This window comes from Polaribacter sp. Q13, assembly GCF_016858305.2.
Taxonomy (GTDB): Bacteria; Bacteroidota; Bacteroidia; order Flavobacteriales; family Flavobacteriaceae; genus Polaribacter.
The window spans coordinates 3,787,653-3,806,419 of the sequence record NZ_CP074436.1 but is presented as its reverse complement, the minus strand read 5'-3'; the positions used below and the strand labels follow the sequence as shown (position 1 = coordinate 3,806,419).

Here is an 18,767-nt window from a genome sequence, read left to right as displayed (position 1 = left end):
ACGGCTATTTCATATCAATATTATTATAATAATTCTTCATCACAAACCAAGCTTTTTTACGTTGTCCTTTATCAGAAATAAGTCCTTTACGATTCCATCCTTCTTGGTTTTTAGGGTGGCATCTATATGGTGAGCGAAAATCGAATAATACCCACGGACTCGTTCCGCTAAGGTTCGGAATGTTTTTGAACATTTCAAGGTTTTTTAAGTATAAATCTTTCTGGTAATCTTCACTCCAAGAATGTGCTTTATCTTTATCGCCTATTTTTCCATATAAACTCTCACAGCCAAACTCTGTCATAATTAGAGGTTTATCAAGAGCTACATTCCATTTTATATTTGATGGGTCGGTTGGCCATGGCATGTACCATCCCATATATTTATTTACTCCTACCACATCAACAATTTTTGAGATATCATCTTTTATATTAAACGTGGAAGTTTCAGGATCATAACGTGGATTGTCAAAAGCAGCTCCAACAAGGCGCGTATCATCTAACTCATGGGCTAGATTAATTAGATCTGTAAGCACTTTATCTCTATAATTACTAGGCTTCGTTTCATTTGCTACACTCCAAATAATAATTCCTGCTCTGTTTTTATCGCGATAAATCATTTCACGTAGCATATTTATTGCTTTGTCTAGTACAACAGGGTTTTTAAAATCAATTCCTTGCCAAAGAGGAATTTCCTCCCAAATCATCAGTCCTTTTTTTTCTGCCAAGCGGATGATATGTTCGTTTTGAGGATAATGAGCAGTACGTATAAAATTACAACCTAATGCAGTAACTTCTTCTATAATCATAGCTGCATCGGCAGTTGAATAAGCACGTCCTAGGCGTTGTGGTATTTCTTCATGAAAGTTAACCCCTTTAAGGAATACTTTTTCACCGTTTAGAAGAATGTCATCTCCATTTACACTTATATTTCTGAATCCAATTTCATCTTTTACTTGTTCTTTTTGCTCTGAAATAATAGATACATTATACATTTTTGGGGAATCAGGATTCCATAATTTTGGTTTTGCTTTTATTTCAAAAGAAGCATATCCATTATTGTTGGTGCTAACAATTTTTTCAATTTTCAGTTCAGGAATAGAAACGGTTACTTGTTGCGATAATTTTGCTCCATCTAACTGTACATAACCAGAAATTATTTTTTTCTCATTTTTCTTTAATTGTATCTTGTAATCACGAATAAAAGTATCTGGTGTTTGAACAAGAAATACATCTCTTAAAATTCCACCATAATTCCACCAATCGAAATTCATAGCTGGTATCCGATCTTTTTTTCTGTTATTATTTACTTTAACAACAATATCATTTTTGCCTTCCTTCAATAAATCGGTTACTTCAAATTGAAATGGTGTAAAACCTCCTTCATGATTTCCTACTTTTTTTCCATTCAACCAAACAGTTGCTTCGTAACTTACTCCGGCAAAATAAATAAAAGATCGTTTATGGTTTTGTTTGTTTGCTTCAAAATAACGTTGATACCAAATATCTCCTTCATAATATTTTAGCTCTGGGTATTGTGAGTTGAAATCTCCGGGAACATCGAGCCTCATAGCTCCTTCAAATCCATATTCTAAAAACTTAGTGTCCTCTGTAGCAATTTGATTCAGATAAAATTGCTTTTTTTCTCCTCTACTATATTGATCGACTATCGCATTCCATTTTCCGTTTAATAATTTGGTATTGTCTCTGCCATAAGGGTTCATTATAAAGCTTTGAGCATTTAAACCAATAGCAAGTATAAGATAGATGAATGTAATTAAGAATATTTTCATTATGTTAAAAATATTTAATAAACGAATTTACATTATAAATCTAACTCATTAAATTTAATGATCATAAAATGTTGATTTCGGCTTATGGAGGTAGTCCATTAAAAAATACACAGTGTAAACGGCTTATTAAATCAATAAAATTCAAGAAATAGTATAGGCGTTTTTTAGAGCAGATTTACCAATACAAATTAGTATTATTTAATTCTCTCGAATATCTAATTTCTCTACCTTTTATTTGATAAACTCTTCTCTGTTTTTTAAATTGGTAGAAACTGAAGGCTTCAAATTTGCCCTATTTGATGGCTTTAAAATAATCAGCACTAAAAATGACCATATTTTACTAGACTATGCCAAAGGTTATCGTTTGCAGACCGAATTAAATTCGCGTTTAACAGCTTTTTTTTTCAGCGAACGATAGGATATATCAAATAAAGATGTTCTGTATAAGGAATTACTGACTGTATGTCTAAACGCTGATGAAGGGATTAAAAAATTAGTTGATACAAAAGCTCGTAAGCACGCAGAAAAACAATTACAATATTGGAAAAACCAAAAAAATTAGTCTAAAAAAAATAAACTTTCTCAAGTTCTTATTTTTCGCTCTAAATATCTCGTTAAAATTCAATCAATAAAAAGTTAGATCACACTCAGCAAACAGATCTATAAATCTTACGCTGTAAACCTTGCAAGAAAAAAAACAACAAAAGCATTATTTCTATTAAATAATATTCAAAATCCAACACGAAGTTTTAGTGTTTTTCTCATAATATTTAACAACTCAAAAATACCTCTATCATTAAATTTTAGTATTTTTAAAAGCTTAAAATCAACCTATATGAAAAAAATACTACTTGTAATTTTAGCAACAACTTGTTTTTTAAGTTGTAAACAATCAAAAGAAGAAAAAACACCAGAACTTAGCATCAATTATAAAAAAATTGAATTAGAAAACGGTTTAGATGTTGTTTTTCATGTAGATAAATCCGACCCAGTTGTGGCTGTAGAACTAATGGTTCATGTTGGTTCTGCCAGAGAAATTGAAGGTAGAACTGGTTTTGCACATTTATTTGAACATTTATTATTCCTAGAATCTGAAAATTTAGGAAAAGGTGGATTGGATAAAATGAGTGCAAGAATTGGTGGTTCTGGCGCAAACGGATCTACTTCTAGAGACAGAACAAATTACTTACAAACGGTACCAAAAGATGGTTTAGAGAAAATGATTTGGGCAGAAGCCGATAAATTAGGATATTTTATAAACACCGTTACAGACCCGGTTTTAGCAAAAGAAAAACAAGTAGTAAAAAACGAAAAAAGACAAAGTATAGACAACAGACCGTACGGACATAACCAATATGTAATTGGTAAAAACTTATACCCAAAAGACCATCCTTATAACTGGCAAGTTATTGGTTCTTTAGAAGATTTACAAAATGCAACCTTACAAGATGTAAAAGATTTTTATAAGAAATGGTATGTACCTAACAACGCAACTTTAGTATTATCTGGAGATATAGATATTGCACAAGCAACAAAATGGGTTCATAAATATTTTGATGAAATACCAAAAGGAAAAGAAGAAATACCTGCATTAGTTAAAAGACCTGGTGTAGTTAAAGAAACTAAATTTTTATATTACGAAGATAACTTTGCAAGAGTACCACAATTAACAATGGTTTGGCCAACAGTAGCGCAATACAATCCAGATTCTTATGCACTAGATGTATTATCTCAATATTTAACAGATGGTAAATCGGCCCCTCTTAATCAAGTTTTAGTTGATGATTTAAAATTAACATCTAGAACAGGTATGTACAGCAGAAATTCTGAATTGGCAGGAGAAATTCAAATTTCTATACGCGCTTTTAATGATGTAAAATTAGATGATGTAAAAGCTGGAGTTGAAAAAGGATTGGCAAAGTTTGAAACTGAAGGAATATCAGAAAAAGATTTAAATAGAATTAAAGCAGGTCAGGAAACTGATTTTTACGCAAGCCTTTCTAGCGTTTTAGGTAAAGGAACTAACCTTGCATCTTACAATACTTATTTAGGCAACCCTGGCTTTGTTACAGAAGATATTAAAAGAACATTATCCGTTACCACAGAAGATGTAATGCGTGTTTATAATACATACATAAAAAACAAAAATTATATAGCAACAAGTTTTGTTCCTAAAAACAGTACTGAATTAGCATTAACAAATTCTCTATTAGCAAATGTTGTAGAAGAGAAAATTGTAACAGGAGCAGAAGAAAAATTCGATCCTAAAATTGCGGCAACATACGAGAAAACACCTTCTTCTTTTGATAGAACGATAGAACCACCTTACGGAGCAACGCCTTCTTTAGCAGTACCAAAAGTGTATGAAAGTAGTTTAAAGAATGGTTTAAAAATCTTTGGAATTGAAAATGACGAAGTTCCTTTGGTTCGTTTTAATATAACTATTGATGGTGGCCAATTATTAGAATCTATGGATAAATTAGGGGTTGCTAATTTAACTGCGAATCTATTAAACAAAGGAACAAAAAATAAAACTGTAAAAGAATTAGAAGAAGCTATTCAAGAATTAGGTGCTTCTATCTATGTGTCTTCAGATGTTGAAAACATTACCTTAAGCGGAACAACATTAGCCAAAAACTATGATAAAACGTTAGCTTTAGCAGAAGAAATATTATTAGAACCAAGGTTCGATAAAAACGAATTCGATTTATTAAAAAAAGCGACTATTGCTAATTTACGTCAGCAAGAAGCGAGCCCTAATTCTGTAGCTAGAAATGCTTATAACGCGTTAATCTACGGAAAAGACAATATCCGTTCTAAAAACATTTTAGGAACAACAACATCCGTAGAAAAAATAACAATTAACGATTTAAAAGAATATTACAACAATTTTATTTCTCCTTCTGTAGCAAAAATGTTAGTTGTAGGAGATATTTCTAAAGAAAAAGTAATTGCTTCTTTAGGCACTTTAAACACGAATTGGAAAGCAAAAGAAGTTTCAATTCCGGTATATAAAACACCAGAAACACCAACTAAACCTACTGTTTATTTTTATGATATTCCGAATGCAAAACAATCTGTTTTACAATTTGGCGCACCTGCTTTAGCAGCAACAGATAAAGATTTTTACGCTGCTTCAGTTATGAATTACATTCTTGGTGGCGGTGGCTTTGCTTCTCGTTTAACACAAGAATTACGAGAAGGAAAAGGATATACGTACGGAATTCGTTCTGGTTTTTCTGGCACAAAAGCAAAAGGTGCTTTTACCATTTCTAGCGGCGTAAGAAGTAATGTAACTTTAGAATCTGCCCAAGCTGTAAAAAAAATATTAGAAGAATACCCAACTACTTTTTCCGATAAAGATTTAGAAACTACCAAAAGTTTTTTAATTAAAAGTAATGCAAGAGCTTTTGAAACTTCTAGAGCAAAACTAAATATGTTGTCTAATATTAGTGACTATGGCTGGAGTGCAGACTATGTAAAAGACCAAGAAAACACGGTTAATAACATGACCAAAGAGCAAATTACAGCGTTAGCAAACAAATATGTGAATCCTAATAAAATGATCTGGTTGGTTGTGGGTGATGCAGAAACACAATTGGAAAGAATAAAAGAATTAGGGTATGGAAAACCTATTTTACTGAATAAAAGACAAGAAAAAATAAAAAATTAGATATAAAATACTTCCATAAAAAAGCCCCAATTTCAAAATTGAAATTAGGGCTTTTTTTATATTCTTATGCTTTAAATTTTTCAACCAAAAGGCACCATGAGCCGCAACAGATCTATCCTATTTATTACAGCGTTTGTAATATTAGTACTTCTAAGAACCAGATACTTATATAAAAAATAACCTTTTAATTAAGACGTTACATCTCATAGAGAAGTCTTTAAATAGAACTAAAACAATCTAAATTATTAAACATTTACAATTCTTGAAATAACAAAATCAGAGTAAAGTACATAGGTTTTATTAAACTGAGGCCAAGAAATGACTTTAAAGCAAGTTTAACCTTCTCATTAATTCACTTTTATTAGATCTACTAATCGGAATAACACTTTTTTGAATAAGCACACTATTATCTTCTATATCAACAATCTCTGAAATATTAATAATAAATGACCTGTGTATTCTTAAAAATAAAGAAGACGGTAACTTATCTTCTATTTTCTTTAGTGTAGAATGTACTATATAATTTTTCCCTTCTGTTTTAATGCTAATATAATCTCCTTTTGCTTCAACAAAATAGATATCTGGAATATTAATTTTAACAAGCCTTCTTTCTACACTAACATAAATAAAACTAGAATCTTCCTTAGACACATCCTTTAGATTTATAGAATTTTTAATTTCATTTAGGCCCGCTAATTTCTGTAAAGATTTATTAAATCTTTCTTTAGTAATAGGCTTTACTATATAATCAATCACGCAATCATATTCAAATGCTTGTAAAGCAAAATTCATGTCTGAAGTAGTTAAAATAATTTTTGGAGGCGATTTTAACGTTTGTATAAAATCAAAACCAGAAAATGTAGGCATGTGTATATCTAAAAATATTAAATCTACATCATTAGAATTAAGATACTTTACAGCTTCTATAGCAGAACTAAACTCCTCTATTACAGAAACTTCTTTAGAATTACTACATAACTGCTTAATAATTAATCTTGCCGTTGCATCATCATCTATTATTATACCAATCATACTATATTTAAAAAATTATTAGACCTTTAAATATACATGAATTTTGTCTAAAATATTTACAAAATCATTATATAATTCAGTGTTAGTATTTTTTAAATCTTTTTCAAATCTAGAAGCTAATTCTAGCCCTTTTTTCAAACCTAAAATACTAATTTTATGTTTTATCTTGTGAACATTATTTGCAGCCTCTACATATTCTTTTTTAGAAAAATTCTCATTAAAGAGCATATGTTCTTCAGGAAATTCCTTTTTTAACAGCTCAATGATATTTTCTTCAAATTCTAAATCTCCTCCAGAAAGCTCTTTTATATAATTTAAATTTGGGGTCTCCATTTTTGTTAGAATTGTTTTAAAAAAATCTAATTATTATTCATTAAGTTCATTCCTTTTCCAATAATCTAATAATGATTTTACTTTTTCAGAATATTGAGAATATTGTGCTGGTTTTGTAAAATAGCCAGAAATCCCCAAATTATAACAGTCTTGTAATTCTGTACTATCTTCTGAATTAGACATTATGACAACAGGAATATTCTTATACTCGGTATTTGACTTTAATATTCTTAAAAGTTCAAGACCGTTCATTTTAGGCATGTGTAAATCTAAAATAATAATATCGAAAGTTTTACCTTTTGCACTTAAAAAATGTAAAGCTTGTTTTCCATCTACCGCTTCAACTATTGTGCATGAAAAACAAATATCTTTACATACTTTTTTAAACTTAATTCTTTCCAATTCATCGTCATCAATAAGTAATATGGAGAGAGATTTCATTTCTTTTAACTTTTTTTGTTTAGAACTATGTAAAATTGAACTATTAAGAAAGAAATAAAAAATTTGTTAGTTTACATGAAGTAAAAACTCGTTAAATGGTAAAATTTTAGAGTTCAGTTTATTTTTATATGTGTATTTGCCTCTCAATATGTTTATTTAAAGAAATAAATGTTTCAAATTTAACAACTCCTTTAATAACTTTTAACTTACTATTTAACAAATACATTAAATCTTCATTATTTTTACATAATACCTTAATAAAAACTGTAAAACTACCGGTTGTATAATGACATTCTACTACTTCCGAAATTTCTTTAAGTCTTTTGATTACAGATGATAAAATTGCAGAAGTTTCTAAAAAAACCCCTACAAAAGCGATTGTATTATAGCCCAAAGCCTTAGTATTTACCATCATTTGATAACCATCAATTAGTTCTGATTTCTCTAATTTTCTTAACCTTTGATGAATTGCAGCTCCAGAGATACCAACTTCTCTAGCAATACTTAAAATAGGTGTTCTTGCGTCTTTTATTAAACTTCTAATAATTTTTTTATCAATTCCGTCTATTTTCATCTTAAGATCTTTAACTATAAAGATAAAAAAAATAGAGAACACAAATTGTATTCTCTATTTTTATATTAAATTTAAACTAAGGTTTTATATTTTATTTCATTACAAAATCTTCCATAAACTTAGTTGTATAGTTTCCGGCAACATAATCTGGATGATCCATTAATTGTCTATGAAAAGGAATTGTTGTTTTAACGCCTTCTATTACAAATTCATCTAAAGCACGCTTCATTTTATTAATTGCTTCTTCTCTTGTTTGAGCAGTAGTAATTAATTTAGCAATCATAGAATCGTAATTTGGCGGAATCATATACCCTGCATATACATGTGTATCTACTCTTACTCCATGCCCTCCTGGAGAATGGAATGTTGTAATTTTTCCTGGAGCTGGTCTAAAATTATTATAAGGATCCTCTGCGTTAATTCTGCATTCTATAGAGTGCATTTGAGGGAAGTAATTTTTCCCTGAAATTGGCACACCTGCAGCCACTAAAATCTGTTCTCTAATTAAATCGTAATTTACTACTTCTTCTGTAATAGGATGCTCTACTTGTATACGAGTATTCATCTCCATAAAGAAGAAATTTCTATGTTTATCAACAAGAAATTCTACGGTTCCGGCACCTTCATACTTAATAAATTCTGCCGCTTTAACAGCTGCAGCACCCATTTTCTTTCTTAATGCATCCGTCATAAAAGGAGAAGGAGTTTCTTCTGTCAATTTTTGATGACGACGTTGAACAGAACAGTCTCTTTCTGATAAATGACATGCTTTTCCGTAAGAATCTCCAACAATCTGAATTTCTATATGTCTTGGCTCTTCAATAAGCTTCTCCATATACATATCATCATTACCAAAAGCTGCTTTAGATTCATATCTTGCAGCATCCCAAGCATCTCTTAATTCATCGGCTTTCCAAACAGCACGCATTCCTTTACCTCCACCTCCTGCAGAAGCTTTTAGCATTACGGGATACCCGGTTTCAATAGCTATTTTTTCACAATCTTCAAAGGTTTCAATAACACCTTCACTTCCTGGAACACAAGGTACACCTGCAGCAATCATAGTAGATTTAGCGTTTGCTTTATCTCCCATTTGATCAATCATATCTCCTGTTGCTCCAATAAATTTAATATTATGCTCTTCACATAATTTAGAAAATTTAGCATTCTCAGATAAAAATCCGTAACCTGGGTGAATTGCATCTGCATTCGTTATTTCTGCAGCAGCAATAATATTAGACATTTTTAAGTAAGATTCTGAACTTGGTGCTGGACCAATACAAACTGCTTCATCAGCAAACCTTACATGTAAACTTTCTGCATCTGCAGTAGAATATACTGCAACAGTTTTAATGCCCATTTCTTTACAGGTTCTAATAACACGAAGTGCTATTTCTCCTCTATTGGCAATTAATATTTTTTTAAACATAATTTAAGAGTTATAAGTTATAAGTTATAAGATTTGAGTTAGAAAGTCTAAAATCTAAACTCAAAAATCTAAACTCTTTCTATTACGATGGGTCTACTAAAAATAATGGTTGATCAAACTCTACAGGAGAAGAATCATCAACTAATACTTTAACAATTTTACCAGAAACTTCAGACTCTATCTCATTAAATAATTTCATAGCTTCAATTACACAAACAGTATCTCCTATAGAAATATCAGTTCCTACTTCAACAAAATTAGATTTATCTGGAGATGGTCTTCTGTAAAATGTTCCAATAATAGGAGACTTTACAGTAATATATTTAGAATCTTCACTTTCTGCTTGTACAGCTGCTTCTGAAGTAGCAACTGGTTGCGCTGCAATAGGAGCTGCTACTTGAGGCATACCTGCCATTGGAGCTGCTTGTAAAATTGTTGTTTCTGTTTTTCCAGAACCAGTTCTAATCGTAATCTTTACATCTTCCATTTCTAACTTTACCTCGCTAGCGCCAGATTTAGCTACAAATTTTATAAGATTTTGAATCTCTTTAATATCCATACTCATAATTGTTTAGTTATTGTATTTATGAATTATACGCCCATTTTACGTAAGCTGCTCCCCATGTGAAACCGCCACCAAATGCCGCAAAAATTAAATTATCTCCTTTTTTTAATTGACTTTCATAATCTGCCAGTAAAAGAGGTATAGTTGCAGATGTAGTATTCCCATATTTTTGAATATTCATCATTACTTTCTCTAATGGCATTTCTATCCTTTTAGCAATTGCTTCAAGAATTCTTTTATTAGCTTGATGAGCAACTAACCATTGAACATCTTTTTCTATAAGATTATTTCTAGTTAACACTTTTTTTGCAACATCTGCCATACTAGAAACGGCATATTTAAAAACAGTTTTACCTTCCTGATACACAAAATGTTTATCTCCTTCCACTGTCTCTTTGGTTGTTGGCATTACAGAACCACCTGCTTCTACTCTTAAAAAGTCTCTTCCTACACCATCACTTCTTAAATATTCATCTTGCAAACCTAATTCCTCATAATTAGGTTCAAACAATGCAGCTCCTGCTCCATCTCCAAAAATAATACAGGTTGCCCTGTCTTTATAATCTATAATCGAAGACATTTTATCTGCCCCTATTAATAGCACTTTTTTATATCTACCAGACTCTATATAACTTGCGGCAGTAGACATACCGTACAAAAAACTAGAACATGCAGCTAACAAATCATAACCAAAAGCATTTATTGCTCCTATTTCTGACGCAACATAAGCTGCTGTAGATGCTATAGGTAAGTCTGGTGTTGCAGTACCAACAATAATTAGGTCTATTTCTGCTGGGTTTACTTTTGATTTTTCTAGTAATTCTTCTGCGGCTTTTATAGCCATGTATGAAGTACCTAAACCTTCTCCTTTTAAAATTCTTCTTTCTTTAATCCCTGTTCTACTGGTAATCCACTCATCATTTGTTTCTACCATGGTTTCTAACTCTTTATTAGTTAGAACATATTCAGGAACATATTTCCCTACTGCTGTAATTGCTGCAGTGATTTTTGTCATAATTTTAGTTGTTTTCCATGTGGTTAGGAAAATCAAAAGTAGTGATTTTTATTTCACTTTTTAAAGTATTAATTATCAAAAGAAGTGATTTTTACTTTAAAAACGCAAAAAAACCCTCATTTAATGAGGGTTTTTATTCAAAAACTTTTAATTCTTATGCTTCAATTGCTGATGCCGATTCTAATACTACTTGTCCTCTGTAGTATAATTTACCTTCATGCCAGTGAGCTCTGTGGTATAAATGCGACTCTCCTGTTGTTGGATCTGTTGCTATTTGTTGAGAAGCGGCTTTATAATGCGTTCTCCTTTTGTCTCTTCTAGTTTTAGATATCTTTCTTTTAGGATGTGCCATTTTATGTATTTTTTTCTGTTATTAAATTCTTTAATTTATCCCACCTTGGGTCTGTCTCTTCAACAGTCTTTACTTCTTTTATTTCTAATTCTCTTAACTTATTTAATGCTTCAGAGTCCATTGTTCCGTCTAATACTTTTGGATGAACCCTTTTATTTGGAACTGATAATACAATCATTTCATAAATAAACTGAGCTACACTAAACTCATACGCCTCATGAGGTAAGATTAAAATCTCCTCATTTTCATCATTAAATTCTGGTCCGAAGTTTACAACTAAAGGTAAAACTGCTTGAACATCTTGTTTATAAAGTTCATTAGAAACATCACAGGGCACCTCTACATAACCATTGGCAGTAAAAGTTAACTCTAATAATGTACTCTTCTTTATAAAATCTAATGAGATTTTAATTGATGAACTTTCATATTCATCAAAATTAAAGGCGTCAAAGAACGTATTATCAATTTCATATTCAAACAAATGACTTCCTTCTTTTAATCCTACAAACGGTATGTTGAATTCCTTTAAGTATTTCATTTCCAAATATCAGTTGAGGGTGCAAAGATATAAAAAATTCTTATTTTACACTGTTTTCTTTTAAAAGTTTTTTATTTTACTAAAAGAGGACTTTTTGTAAGCTCTTTATATTCTTTTCTTGTCTTATAAATTTCAATTGCAGTAAACAATGCTTCTTTAAAAGAAGATGCATTTGCTATGTTTTTACCAGCAATATCAAAGCCTGTACCGTGATCTGGTGATGTTCTAATCTCACTTAAACCTGCCGTATAATTTACTCCACTACCAAAAGACAACGCTTTAAATGGCGCCAAACCTTGGTCGTGATAAGTTGCTAAAACACCATCAAACTGCTTATATGTTTCAGAACCAAAGAATCCATCTGCTGCATAAGGTCCAAAAACCAACTTACCAGATTCTTTTATTTCATCTATAGTCGGCTTTATAATCTCATCATCTTCAACACCAATAACTCCCTTATCTCCACAATGTGGATTTAATGATAAAACTGCTATTTTTGGTTTATTGATACCAAAATCTTGTACCAACGAAGCATACATTGTTCCTACTTTTTCTTTAATTAATGCCGGACTAATGGACTCTGCTACTTTAGAGATAGGAATATGCCCAGTAATTAACCCAATTCGTAATGCATCTGTCATTAAAATCATCAAACTCTTTCCTTCTAGTTTATCTTCTAAGTATTCAGTATGTCCCGGAAAATTAAAAGTATCAGATTGTATGGTTTCTTTATTAATTGGTGCAGTTACTAAAACATCTATCTTTTTTTCTTTTAAATAAGTCGTTGCTGCCTCTAATGATTTTGCTGCATACTCACCAGATTCTTTCGTTTCCTTCCCTAATTCAATAGAAACATCTTCTTTCCAAATATTTAGTATATTAATCTTATTATGATTAATTTGATTTAAAGAAGTTATTCCATGAACAGGAGTCTCTGATTTTAATGCTTTTTTATGATAAGAAACTACTTTTGTACTTCCAAAAATAACAGGTGTACAAAAATCTAGCATTCTTTTATCTTGAAAAGTTTTTAGAATTACTTCTAAACCTATTCCATTTAAATCTCCTATTGAAATACCAACTATAATTTTATCAGATTTATCCATAGTAACTCTTCTATTATTCCTATTTTTGAATACCACAAAAGTAACTAAAATTTATAAATATGTTTACCGGAATTATAGAAACACTTGGTACAATAACAAATATCACAAAAGAACAAGACAATATTCATCTAACTGTGAAAAGTAATTTTACTAATGAATTAAAAATAGATCAAAGCGTAGCGCATAATGGTGTATGTTTAACTGTTGTAAATATTAAAAATGACACATACACAGTTACCGCAATTAAAGAAACTTTAAACAAAACAAATATTGGTCGTTTAAATGTAAATGATTCTGTAAACTTAGAAAGAGGAATGAAGCTAGGTGATCGATTAGATGGACATATAGTGCAAGGCCACGTAGACCAAACTGCAACTTGCATTAATATTAAAAAAGATAATGGAAGTACTATTTTTACTTTTAAATACGATGCTGGCACTAATAATATTACCATAGAAAAAGGTTCTATTACTATAAATGGAGTAAGCTTAACGGTTGTTAACTCTAAAAAAGATGAATTTAGTGTTGCTATAATACCATATACGACAGAAAACACAACCTTTAAGTATTTAAAACTTAATGATTGTGTAAATCTCGAATTTGATGTTATTGGAAAATACGTTAGTAAACTAACTAATTCTTAACCTTCTTTACTCCGTAAATAATTCCAGAAACTACTAAAAAGATCAAACCTCCGTCAATAGCCAAACCAGGTGGTGGCGGTGGTCCTGCAGGTCTTGGAACATTTTGTGCGTTAACTATATACGTAAGTGCTAGCATTATTATTAATGCAAAGTATTTTTTATTTTTCATTTTATATCCCCCCAGATTAAAATTTTAATATTAAATAATTTTATTAGATAAAAAATCTATATATCATAAACAATCTAAAAACAAAGCTTATTTGTTATAACTAAACAAATCAACCTCTTTTCTAACTACTTACTAAAATAGGATATAAAAATTTTCTCGGCAAATATAGATACTTTTATTTATTAATTGTAATTTTTAGCATCCGTTTTAAAAATAATTTGATTTCCTATCAATAATCTAATCATCATAAAAATCTAATTAATTTTAAAATAAGCTTCAATGATAGGGTTCGGATTATCTCATTTTAATAATTCGCATATCCCCCCAAGCCCTTCATCTTAAATTTATACTTTTATTAATTTTAATATACTTAGATAACTTCATCCAAAATATTTAGAATAATTCTTAGTTTTTAACCAAACTAATTCATGCTCATTAATAATTAATTAAAGTAAATCACAATCTCTCAATTTCAATATTTATTAAAACCTTTTCTTTTTAAACAGCAGTAACATTTTATTTAGTATTAGACTAATTTCTTTTTCTAACTTATTATATAGTAAATAACCGTTATTTAAATATTTTTTTAAAACAAAAAAAAGCCTCTACATTTCTGTAAAGGCTTGTTGTTACTAGTGGTCCCACTTGGGCTCGAACCAAGGACCCTCTGATTATGAGTCAGATGCTCTAACCAGCTGAGCTATGGGACCGAATAATTGGCTGCAAAGGTACTCTTTATTTTGAATAATCAACAAACTTTTTAAAAAAAAATTAATTAAACTGATCTATTCATTAACCAAAGTCCAAAATTCCTTAAACTAACCTTACTTTCTTCAGAAATATTCATGCAAGATAAAGTCTCAAAAGCTCTTTCTGTATAATCCTGAATCTGTTCTTTTATTAAAATAGGAATATCATTTAAATCAAAAATACGACTTACCTCCGTAATTTTAGTTGAATTATCATCTAATTTACGGCTATAAAAATATTCCAATTTCTTACAATCATGCTCATTTGCAACCTCTAATGACTTTAAATAAAGATAAGTTTTCTTATTTTCAATAATATCCCCTCCTACTTGTTTTCCAAAAGTTTCGGGATCACCAAAAGTATCTAAATAATCATCTTGTAACTGAAAGGCCAATCCTAAATTTAGTCCAAAATCATATATTAAGTTTGCATTTTCATCACTAGTTTCTGCAACTATTGCACCCATTTTTAATGCCGCTGCAACCAAAACTGAAGTTTTTAAACGAATCATATTAATATACTCATCGATAGTTACATCATTTCTAGTTTCAAAATCGACATCTAATTGCTGTCCATCACAAACCTCTAAAGCTGTTTTGCTAAATAGTTTTGCTAATTTCTGAAAAACAATAGGTTCATAATTCTCAAAATACTGATATGCTAATATCAACATGGCATCTCCAGAAAGAATTCCCGTATTGATATCCCATTTTTCATGCACTGTAGCCTTACCTCTTCTTAAAGGTGCATCATCCATAATATCATCATGAATTAAGGTGAAATTATGAAAAACTTCTACAGCCAAAGCTGCTGGCATTGCTTTTTCATATCCTCCAGAAAAAATATCTGCTGCCATTAGCGTTAAAATAGGACGCATTCGTTTACCTCCTAATTTTATAATATAATCTATGGGCTCATATAAATTTTTAGGTTCATTAACCCACTTTTTAGATTCTAAATAATCAATAAAATCTTTCTGATAATGTAAAATGTCCAAATCTGTAATTTTTTGTAAAAATAACGTAAAGAAATTTTATTTTTTAATTCCACTGTAGAAAAATTACTAAAACTTTGGAAACTTTTTTTGTTTCCAAAGTTTCCTTTTATATATTTGCACCCGAATATTATTTTTTTTATAAAATTCAATATTTAGATTCCCGTGTTCACGGGAATGACAATTTCAGAGGAAACCTTTAGAAAAACTAAAGGAAACTTTTTTAAATTATGAGAGAAAAAATTTTAGAAAAATCAAATGAACTCTTTTTAAACTTAGGTTTTAAAAGTGTTACTATGGATGAAATAGCAGAGGCTCTTGGGGTTTCAAAAAAAACCATTTACAAGTATTTTAAAAACAAAACCGAACTTGTTACCGCTGTAACACACGCTATGTTTGATAAAATATGTTGTGGTATTAATGGCGTTTGCAAATTAGAATTAAATGCAATACATGAACTTTTTTCTATAAAAAGATTGATTTTGGAAAATTTAAAGGATGAAAAATCATCACCACAATATCAACTTCAAAAATATTACCCTAAAATTTATGCCTCTTTAAAACAAAAACAATTTCATGTAATGCAAGATTGCGTTATCAATAACCTAGAAAAAGGAATAAAAACCAACTTATACAGAGAAACAATAGATTTAGAATTTATCTCTAGAATATATTATAATGGAATGATCGGAATTAAAGATAAAGATCTATTTCCTTTAACAAATTATTCTATGAACACCTTAATGACCAATTACTTAGAATATCATTTAAGAGGAATTTGTACTGAAAAAGGAATACAACAATTAGAAAACCAATTAAAACTGAAATAAAGAACACATGAAAAAAATAATTATGGTATGTTTAAGTACCTGTTTTTTCTTAGTTACAAACGCACAAGAAAAAACAATGAAATTATCTTTAAAAGAAGCTATAGACTTTGCAATAGAGCATAGTTACAATACCAAAGCATCTAAAAATGATATAAAAATTGCAGACAAAAAAGTTTGGGAAACAACCGCTACTGGGTTGCCTCAAATTTCAGGAACTGTAGATTATACAAATTGGCTTAAACAACAAGTATCGTTGTTACCTGCCGAATTAGTTGGAGGAGCTGCAGGCACCTTTACCCCTGTAACTTTTAGTCCAAAACAAAACATTGGTGCATCTGTAACCTTAAAGCAATTATTATTTGATGGTTCTTATTTGGTAGGATTACAAGCATCTAAAACATATTTAAAAATTTCTAAACAAGCCAATGAAAAAACAGAGCTCCTAACCAGAGAAGCTATTATAAATGCTTACGGAAATGTTTTAGTGGTAGAAAACAGCATTACCATATTAGAAGGAAATATAAGAATTCTTGAAAAAAATTTAAGTGATGCTAAAAAAATCTATGAAAATGGTTTTAATGAAGAGGAAGATGTAGAACAACTACAAATTACATTAGGAAATCTAAAAAGTCAGCTTAATAGTGTTAAGAGAATGAAAGACATTGCTTACAAGATGCTAAATCTTTCTCTAGGAAACCCTATTGAAACACAACTTGTATTAACAGATTCTTTAGACTCTTTAGCGGAGAAAAACATTAACTTAGGTTTAATTGCTGATGATTTTAAAGTGGATAAACATATCGATTTTAAAATTGCACAAAACGATAGAGAATCTAAACGCTTACTTGTAAAATTAGAAAAAAGTAAAGCTTTACCAAGTTTATCTGCCTATGTAAATTACGGAGCACAAGCATACTCTAGCGACTTTTCTTTTTTTAAATCAGATCAAAGCTGGTACAACTCTTCTTTATTAGGTGTTAGTTTAAACATCCCTATATTTAGTAGTTTACAAAGAAGTTCTAAAACTGCACAAGCAAAAATCGACTTAGAAACAGCAGATATTAGATTAGAAGAAACCAAACAACGCTTAACCTTATTGGCAGAAAAAGCAAAAAGCGAGTATCAATTAAGCATCGAAAACTACGCAACAGCAAAGAAAAATGTTGGCTTAGCAGAAAGAATAGAAAAAAAGCAACGAATTAAATTCTTCGAAGGAATTTCTACTAGCTTCGATTTACTGCAAGCACAAAACCAACTATACACACAACAACAAACCTACATACAATCTATGTTAGATGTAATTGCTAAAAAAGCAACTTTAGAAAACGCATTAAACACCCCAATCAAATAACAACCAGGCATGAAAAAAATATATTTATTATTAGTAATTACACTTGTTTTAAACTCTTGTGGAGAGAAAAAAACAACCTCTGTTGCAGATTTAGTTGCCACAGGAAACTTACAAGAATTAACAGCAAAAAAGAAAGAAATTACCGCTAATTTAGAAAAAATAAATACCGAATTAGAAACTATAAACGAAGCCATTTCTAAAAAAGATACCTTAAAAAAACTTCCTTTAATTACTACTATTACAGTAAAAGAAGAAGTTTTTAATCACTATTTAGAAATTCAAGGAAATGTAAAAACAAAACAGAATATTTTAATTTACCCAGAAATGGCGGGAATTTTAAAAACAGTTTATGTTAAAGAAGGTCAAAAAGTTACTAAAGGTCAATTATTAGCAACTATAGATGATGGTGGATTAAGCAATCAGGTAGCTCAATTAGCAGCTACAACTCAATTAGCCAAAACTACATTTGAACGTCAAAAACGTTTATGGGATCAAAAAATAGGCTCAGAAATTCAATTTTTACAAGCAAAAACAAGCTATGAATCACAAAGAAACTCTTTAAAACAACTTAAAAGTCAGCAATCTAAATCTTCTATCAGAGCACCTTTTTCTGGTGTTATTGATGATGTAATAAAAGAAAAAGGAACTGTAATTGCTCCTGGTCAAGGGTCTGAAGTTTTTAGAATTGTAAACCTTAACAACATGTATGTAGAGGCAGAAGTACCAGAAAGATATATTACAAGCATTCAAAAAAACAAAGAGGTAAAAATAGAATTCCCTGTATTAGGTACAAGTGTAAATAGCTCAATAAGACAAGTTGGTAGTTTTATCAACCCAAATAATAGATCTTTTAAAATTGAAGTTCCTGTTGCTAATAAAAGTGGAAATGTAAAACCAAACTTAACGGCAAAACTTCAAATTAATGATTATACAGATGCTACCTCTATTTTAATTCCGCAAAGTATTATTTCTGAAAATGCAAATGGAGAACAATTTGTATATGTTATTAAAGGAAAAAATTCTGATAATGAAGCTATCGCAGAAAGAGTTGTTATTAAAACAGGAAAAACACAAGGAAATTTTATTGAAGTTTTAGAAAACTTACCTGTTGGATCGGAAATAATTAAAGAAGGTGCTCGTAGTGTAAACAACGGACAAACAGTAAAAGTTATCAATAAATAA

Annotated in this window: 18 protein-coding genes, 1 tRNA gene and 2 pseudogenes; 6 read left to right on the top strand and 15 right to left on the bottom strand. The window is 30.1% G+C overall.

Annotation, left to right across the window (positions count from 1 at the left end; genetic code table 11):
• Positions 1-4: 4 nt before the first annotated feature.
• Both JOP69_RS16080 and JOP69_RS18865 read right to left on the bottom strand, forming a co-directional pair.
• Entirely contained in the window at positions 5-1,789 is a 1,785-nt protein-coding gene (locus tag JOP69_RS16080; protein WP_203391919.1) for a glycoside hydrolase family 2 protein, read from the bottom strand.
• Positions 1,790-2,712: 923 nt separating this feature from the next.
• Positions 2,713-2,790, bottom strand: a pseudogene (locus JOP69_RS18865) (hypothetical protein); the annotation flags it as partial.
• On the opposite strand from JOP69_RS18865, the pseudogene JOP69_RS18860 reads away from it, so the two are divergent.
• Positions 2,769-3,002, top strand: a pseudogene (locus JOP69_RS18860) (insulinase family protein); the annotation flags it as partial. The pseudogenes JOP69_RS18865 and JOP69_RS18860 sit on opposite strands and share 22 nt — an antisense overlap.
• Before the next feature lie 6 nt (positions 3,003-3,008).
• Positions 3,009-5,462: a M16 family metallopeptidase gene (locus JOP69_RS16075; protein ID WP_368378390.1), complete on the top strand. Its 2,454-nt coding sequence runs from the start codon at positions 3,009-3,011 to the stop codon at positions 5,460-5,462.
• 324 nt (positions 5,463-5,786) lie between these two features.
• Here the strand turns inward: JOP69_RS16075 and JOP69_RS16070 are convergent, their stop codons facing one another.
• From JOP69_RS16070 to pdxA, 10 genes are all read right to left on the bottom strand, one after another.
• Positions 5,787-6,494, bottom strand: a complete 708-nt coding sequence (locus JOP69_RS16070; RefSeq protein ID WP_203391917.1) for a LytTR family DNA-binding domain-containing protein — start codon at positions 6,492-6,494, stop codon at positions 5,787-5,789.
• Positions 6,495-6,512: 18 nt separating this feature from the next.
• A complete protein-coding gene (locus JOP69_RS16065; RefSeq protein ID WP_203391916.1) occupies positions 6,513-6,827 on the bottom strand; it encodes an Hpt domain-containing protein in 315 nt (104 codons plus the stop codon).
• Between the two features lie 33 nt (positions 6,828-6,860).
• Entirely contained in the window at positions 6,861-7,268 is a 408-nt protein-coding gene (locus JOP69_RS16060) for a response regulator (protein ID WP_203391915.1), read from the bottom strand.
• Between the two features lie 124 nt (positions 7,269-7,392).
• Positions 7,393-7,842 carry an Lrp/AsnC family transcriptional regulator gene (locus JOP69_RS16055; protein WP_203391914.1) on the bottom strand — a complete coding sequence of 150 codons (450 nt, stop codon included), beginning with the start codon at positions 7,840-7,842 and terminating at the stop codon, positions 7,393-7,395.
• A 91-nt stretch (positions 7,843-7,933) separates the two neighbouring features.
• Positions 7,934-9,271, bottom strand: coding sequence for an acetyl-CoA carboxylase biotin carboxylase subunit (gene accC / locus JOP69_RS16050; protein WP_203391913.1), 1,338 nt, complete (start codon positions 9,269-9,271; stop codon positions 7,934-7,936).
• A gap of 82 nt (positions 9,272-9,353) precedes the next feature.
• Positions 9,354-9,830, bottom strand: a complete 477-nt coding sequence (gene accB / locus JOP69_RS16045) for an acetyl-CoA carboxylase biotin carboxyl carrier protein (protein WP_203391912.1) — start codon at positions 9,828-9,830, stop codon at positions 9,354-9,356.
• A gap of 25 nt (positions 9,831-9,855) precedes the next feature.
• Positions 9,856-10,851: a beta-ketoacyl-ACP synthase III gene (locus tag JOP69_RS16040; protein WP_203391911.1), complete on the bottom strand. Its 996-nt coding sequence runs from the start codon at positions 10,849-10,851 to the stop codon at positions 9,856-9,858.
• A gap of 154 nt (positions 10,852-11,005) precedes the next feature.
• Positions 11,006-11,203, bottom strand: coding sequence for a 50S ribosomal protein L32 (gene rpmF / locus JOP69_RS16035; protein ID WP_068448735.1), 198 nt, complete (start codon positions 11,201-11,203; stop codon positions 11,006-11,008).
• A 1-nt stretch (position 11,204) separates the two neighbouring features.
• Positions 11,205-11,741: a DUF177 domain-containing protein gene (locus JOP69_RS16030; RefSeq protein WP_203391910.1), complete on the bottom strand. Its 537-nt coding sequence runs from the start codon at positions 11,739-11,741 to the stop codon at positions 11,205-11,207.
• A gap of 71 nt (positions 11,742-11,812) precedes the next feature.
• Positions 11,813-12,847 carry a 4-hydroxythreonine-4-phosphate dehydrogenase PdxA gene (gene pdxA, locus JOP69_RS16025; RefSeq protein WP_203391909.1) on the bottom strand — a complete coding sequence of 345 codons (1,035 nt, stop codon included), beginning with the start codon at positions 12,845-12,847 and terminating at the stop codon, positions 11,813-11,815.
• Between the two features lie 59 nt (positions 12,848-12,906).
• On the opposite strand from pdxA, the gene JOP69_RS16020 reads away from it, so the two are divergent.
• On the top strand, positions 12,907-13,491 hold the full coding sequence (locus JOP69_RS16020; RefSeq protein WP_203391908.1) for a riboflavin synthase: 585 nt from the start codon (positions 12,907-12,909) through the stop codon (positions 13,489-13,491).
• Here the strand turns inward: JOP69_RS16020 and JOP69_RS16015 are convergent.
• From JOP69_RS16015 to JOP69_RS16005, 3 genes are all read right to left on the bottom strand, one after another.
• Positions 13,481-13,627, bottom strand: coding sequence for a PID-CTERM protein-sorting domain-containing protein (locus JOP69_RS16015; RefSeq protein WP_252191134.1), 147 nt, complete (start codon positions 13,625-13,627; stop codon positions 13,481-13,483). The genes JOP69_RS16020 and JOP69_RS16015 overlap by 11 nt on opposite strands.
• Positions 13,628-14,296: 669 nt before the next feature.
• Positions 14,297-14,370: transfer RNA gene (locus JOP69_RS16010), tRNA-Ile, on the bottom strand.
• Positions 14,371-14,435: 65 nt separating this feature from the next.
• Positions 14,436-15,407, bottom strand: coding sequence for a polyprenyl synthetase family protein (locus JOP69_RS16005; RefSeq protein WP_203391906.1), 972 nt, complete (start codon positions 15,405-15,407; stop codon positions 14,436-14,438).
• Positions 15,408-15,634: 227 nt separating this feature from the next.
• On the opposite strand from JOP69_RS16005, the gene JOP69_RS16000 reads away from it, so the two are divergent.
• Genes JOP69_RS16000 through JOP69_RS15990 form a run of 3 tightly spaced genes read left to right on the top strand, consistent with a single transcriptional unit; the run spans position 15,635 to position 18,767 of the window.
• Positions 15,635-16,234 (top strand): TetR/AcrR family transcriptional regulator, encoded by a 600-nt coding sequence (locus JOP69_RS16000; RefSeq protein WP_203391905.1) that lies wholly within the window; start codon positions 15,635-15,637, stop codon positions 16,232-16,234.
• Positions 16,235-16,241: 7 nt separating this feature from the next.
• Positions 16,242-17,585 carry a TolC family protein gene (locus JOP69_RS15995; RefSeq protein WP_203391904.1) on the top strand — a complete coding sequence of 448 codons (1,344 nt, stop codon included), beginning with the start codon at positions 16,242-16,244 and terminating at the stop codon, positions 17,583-17,585.
• 9 nt (positions 17,586-17,594) lie between these two features.
• A complete protein-coding gene (locus JOP69_RS15990; protein WP_203391903.1) occupies positions 17,595-18,767 on the top strand; it encodes an efflux RND transporter periplasmic adaptor subunit in 1,173 nt (390 codons plus the stop codon).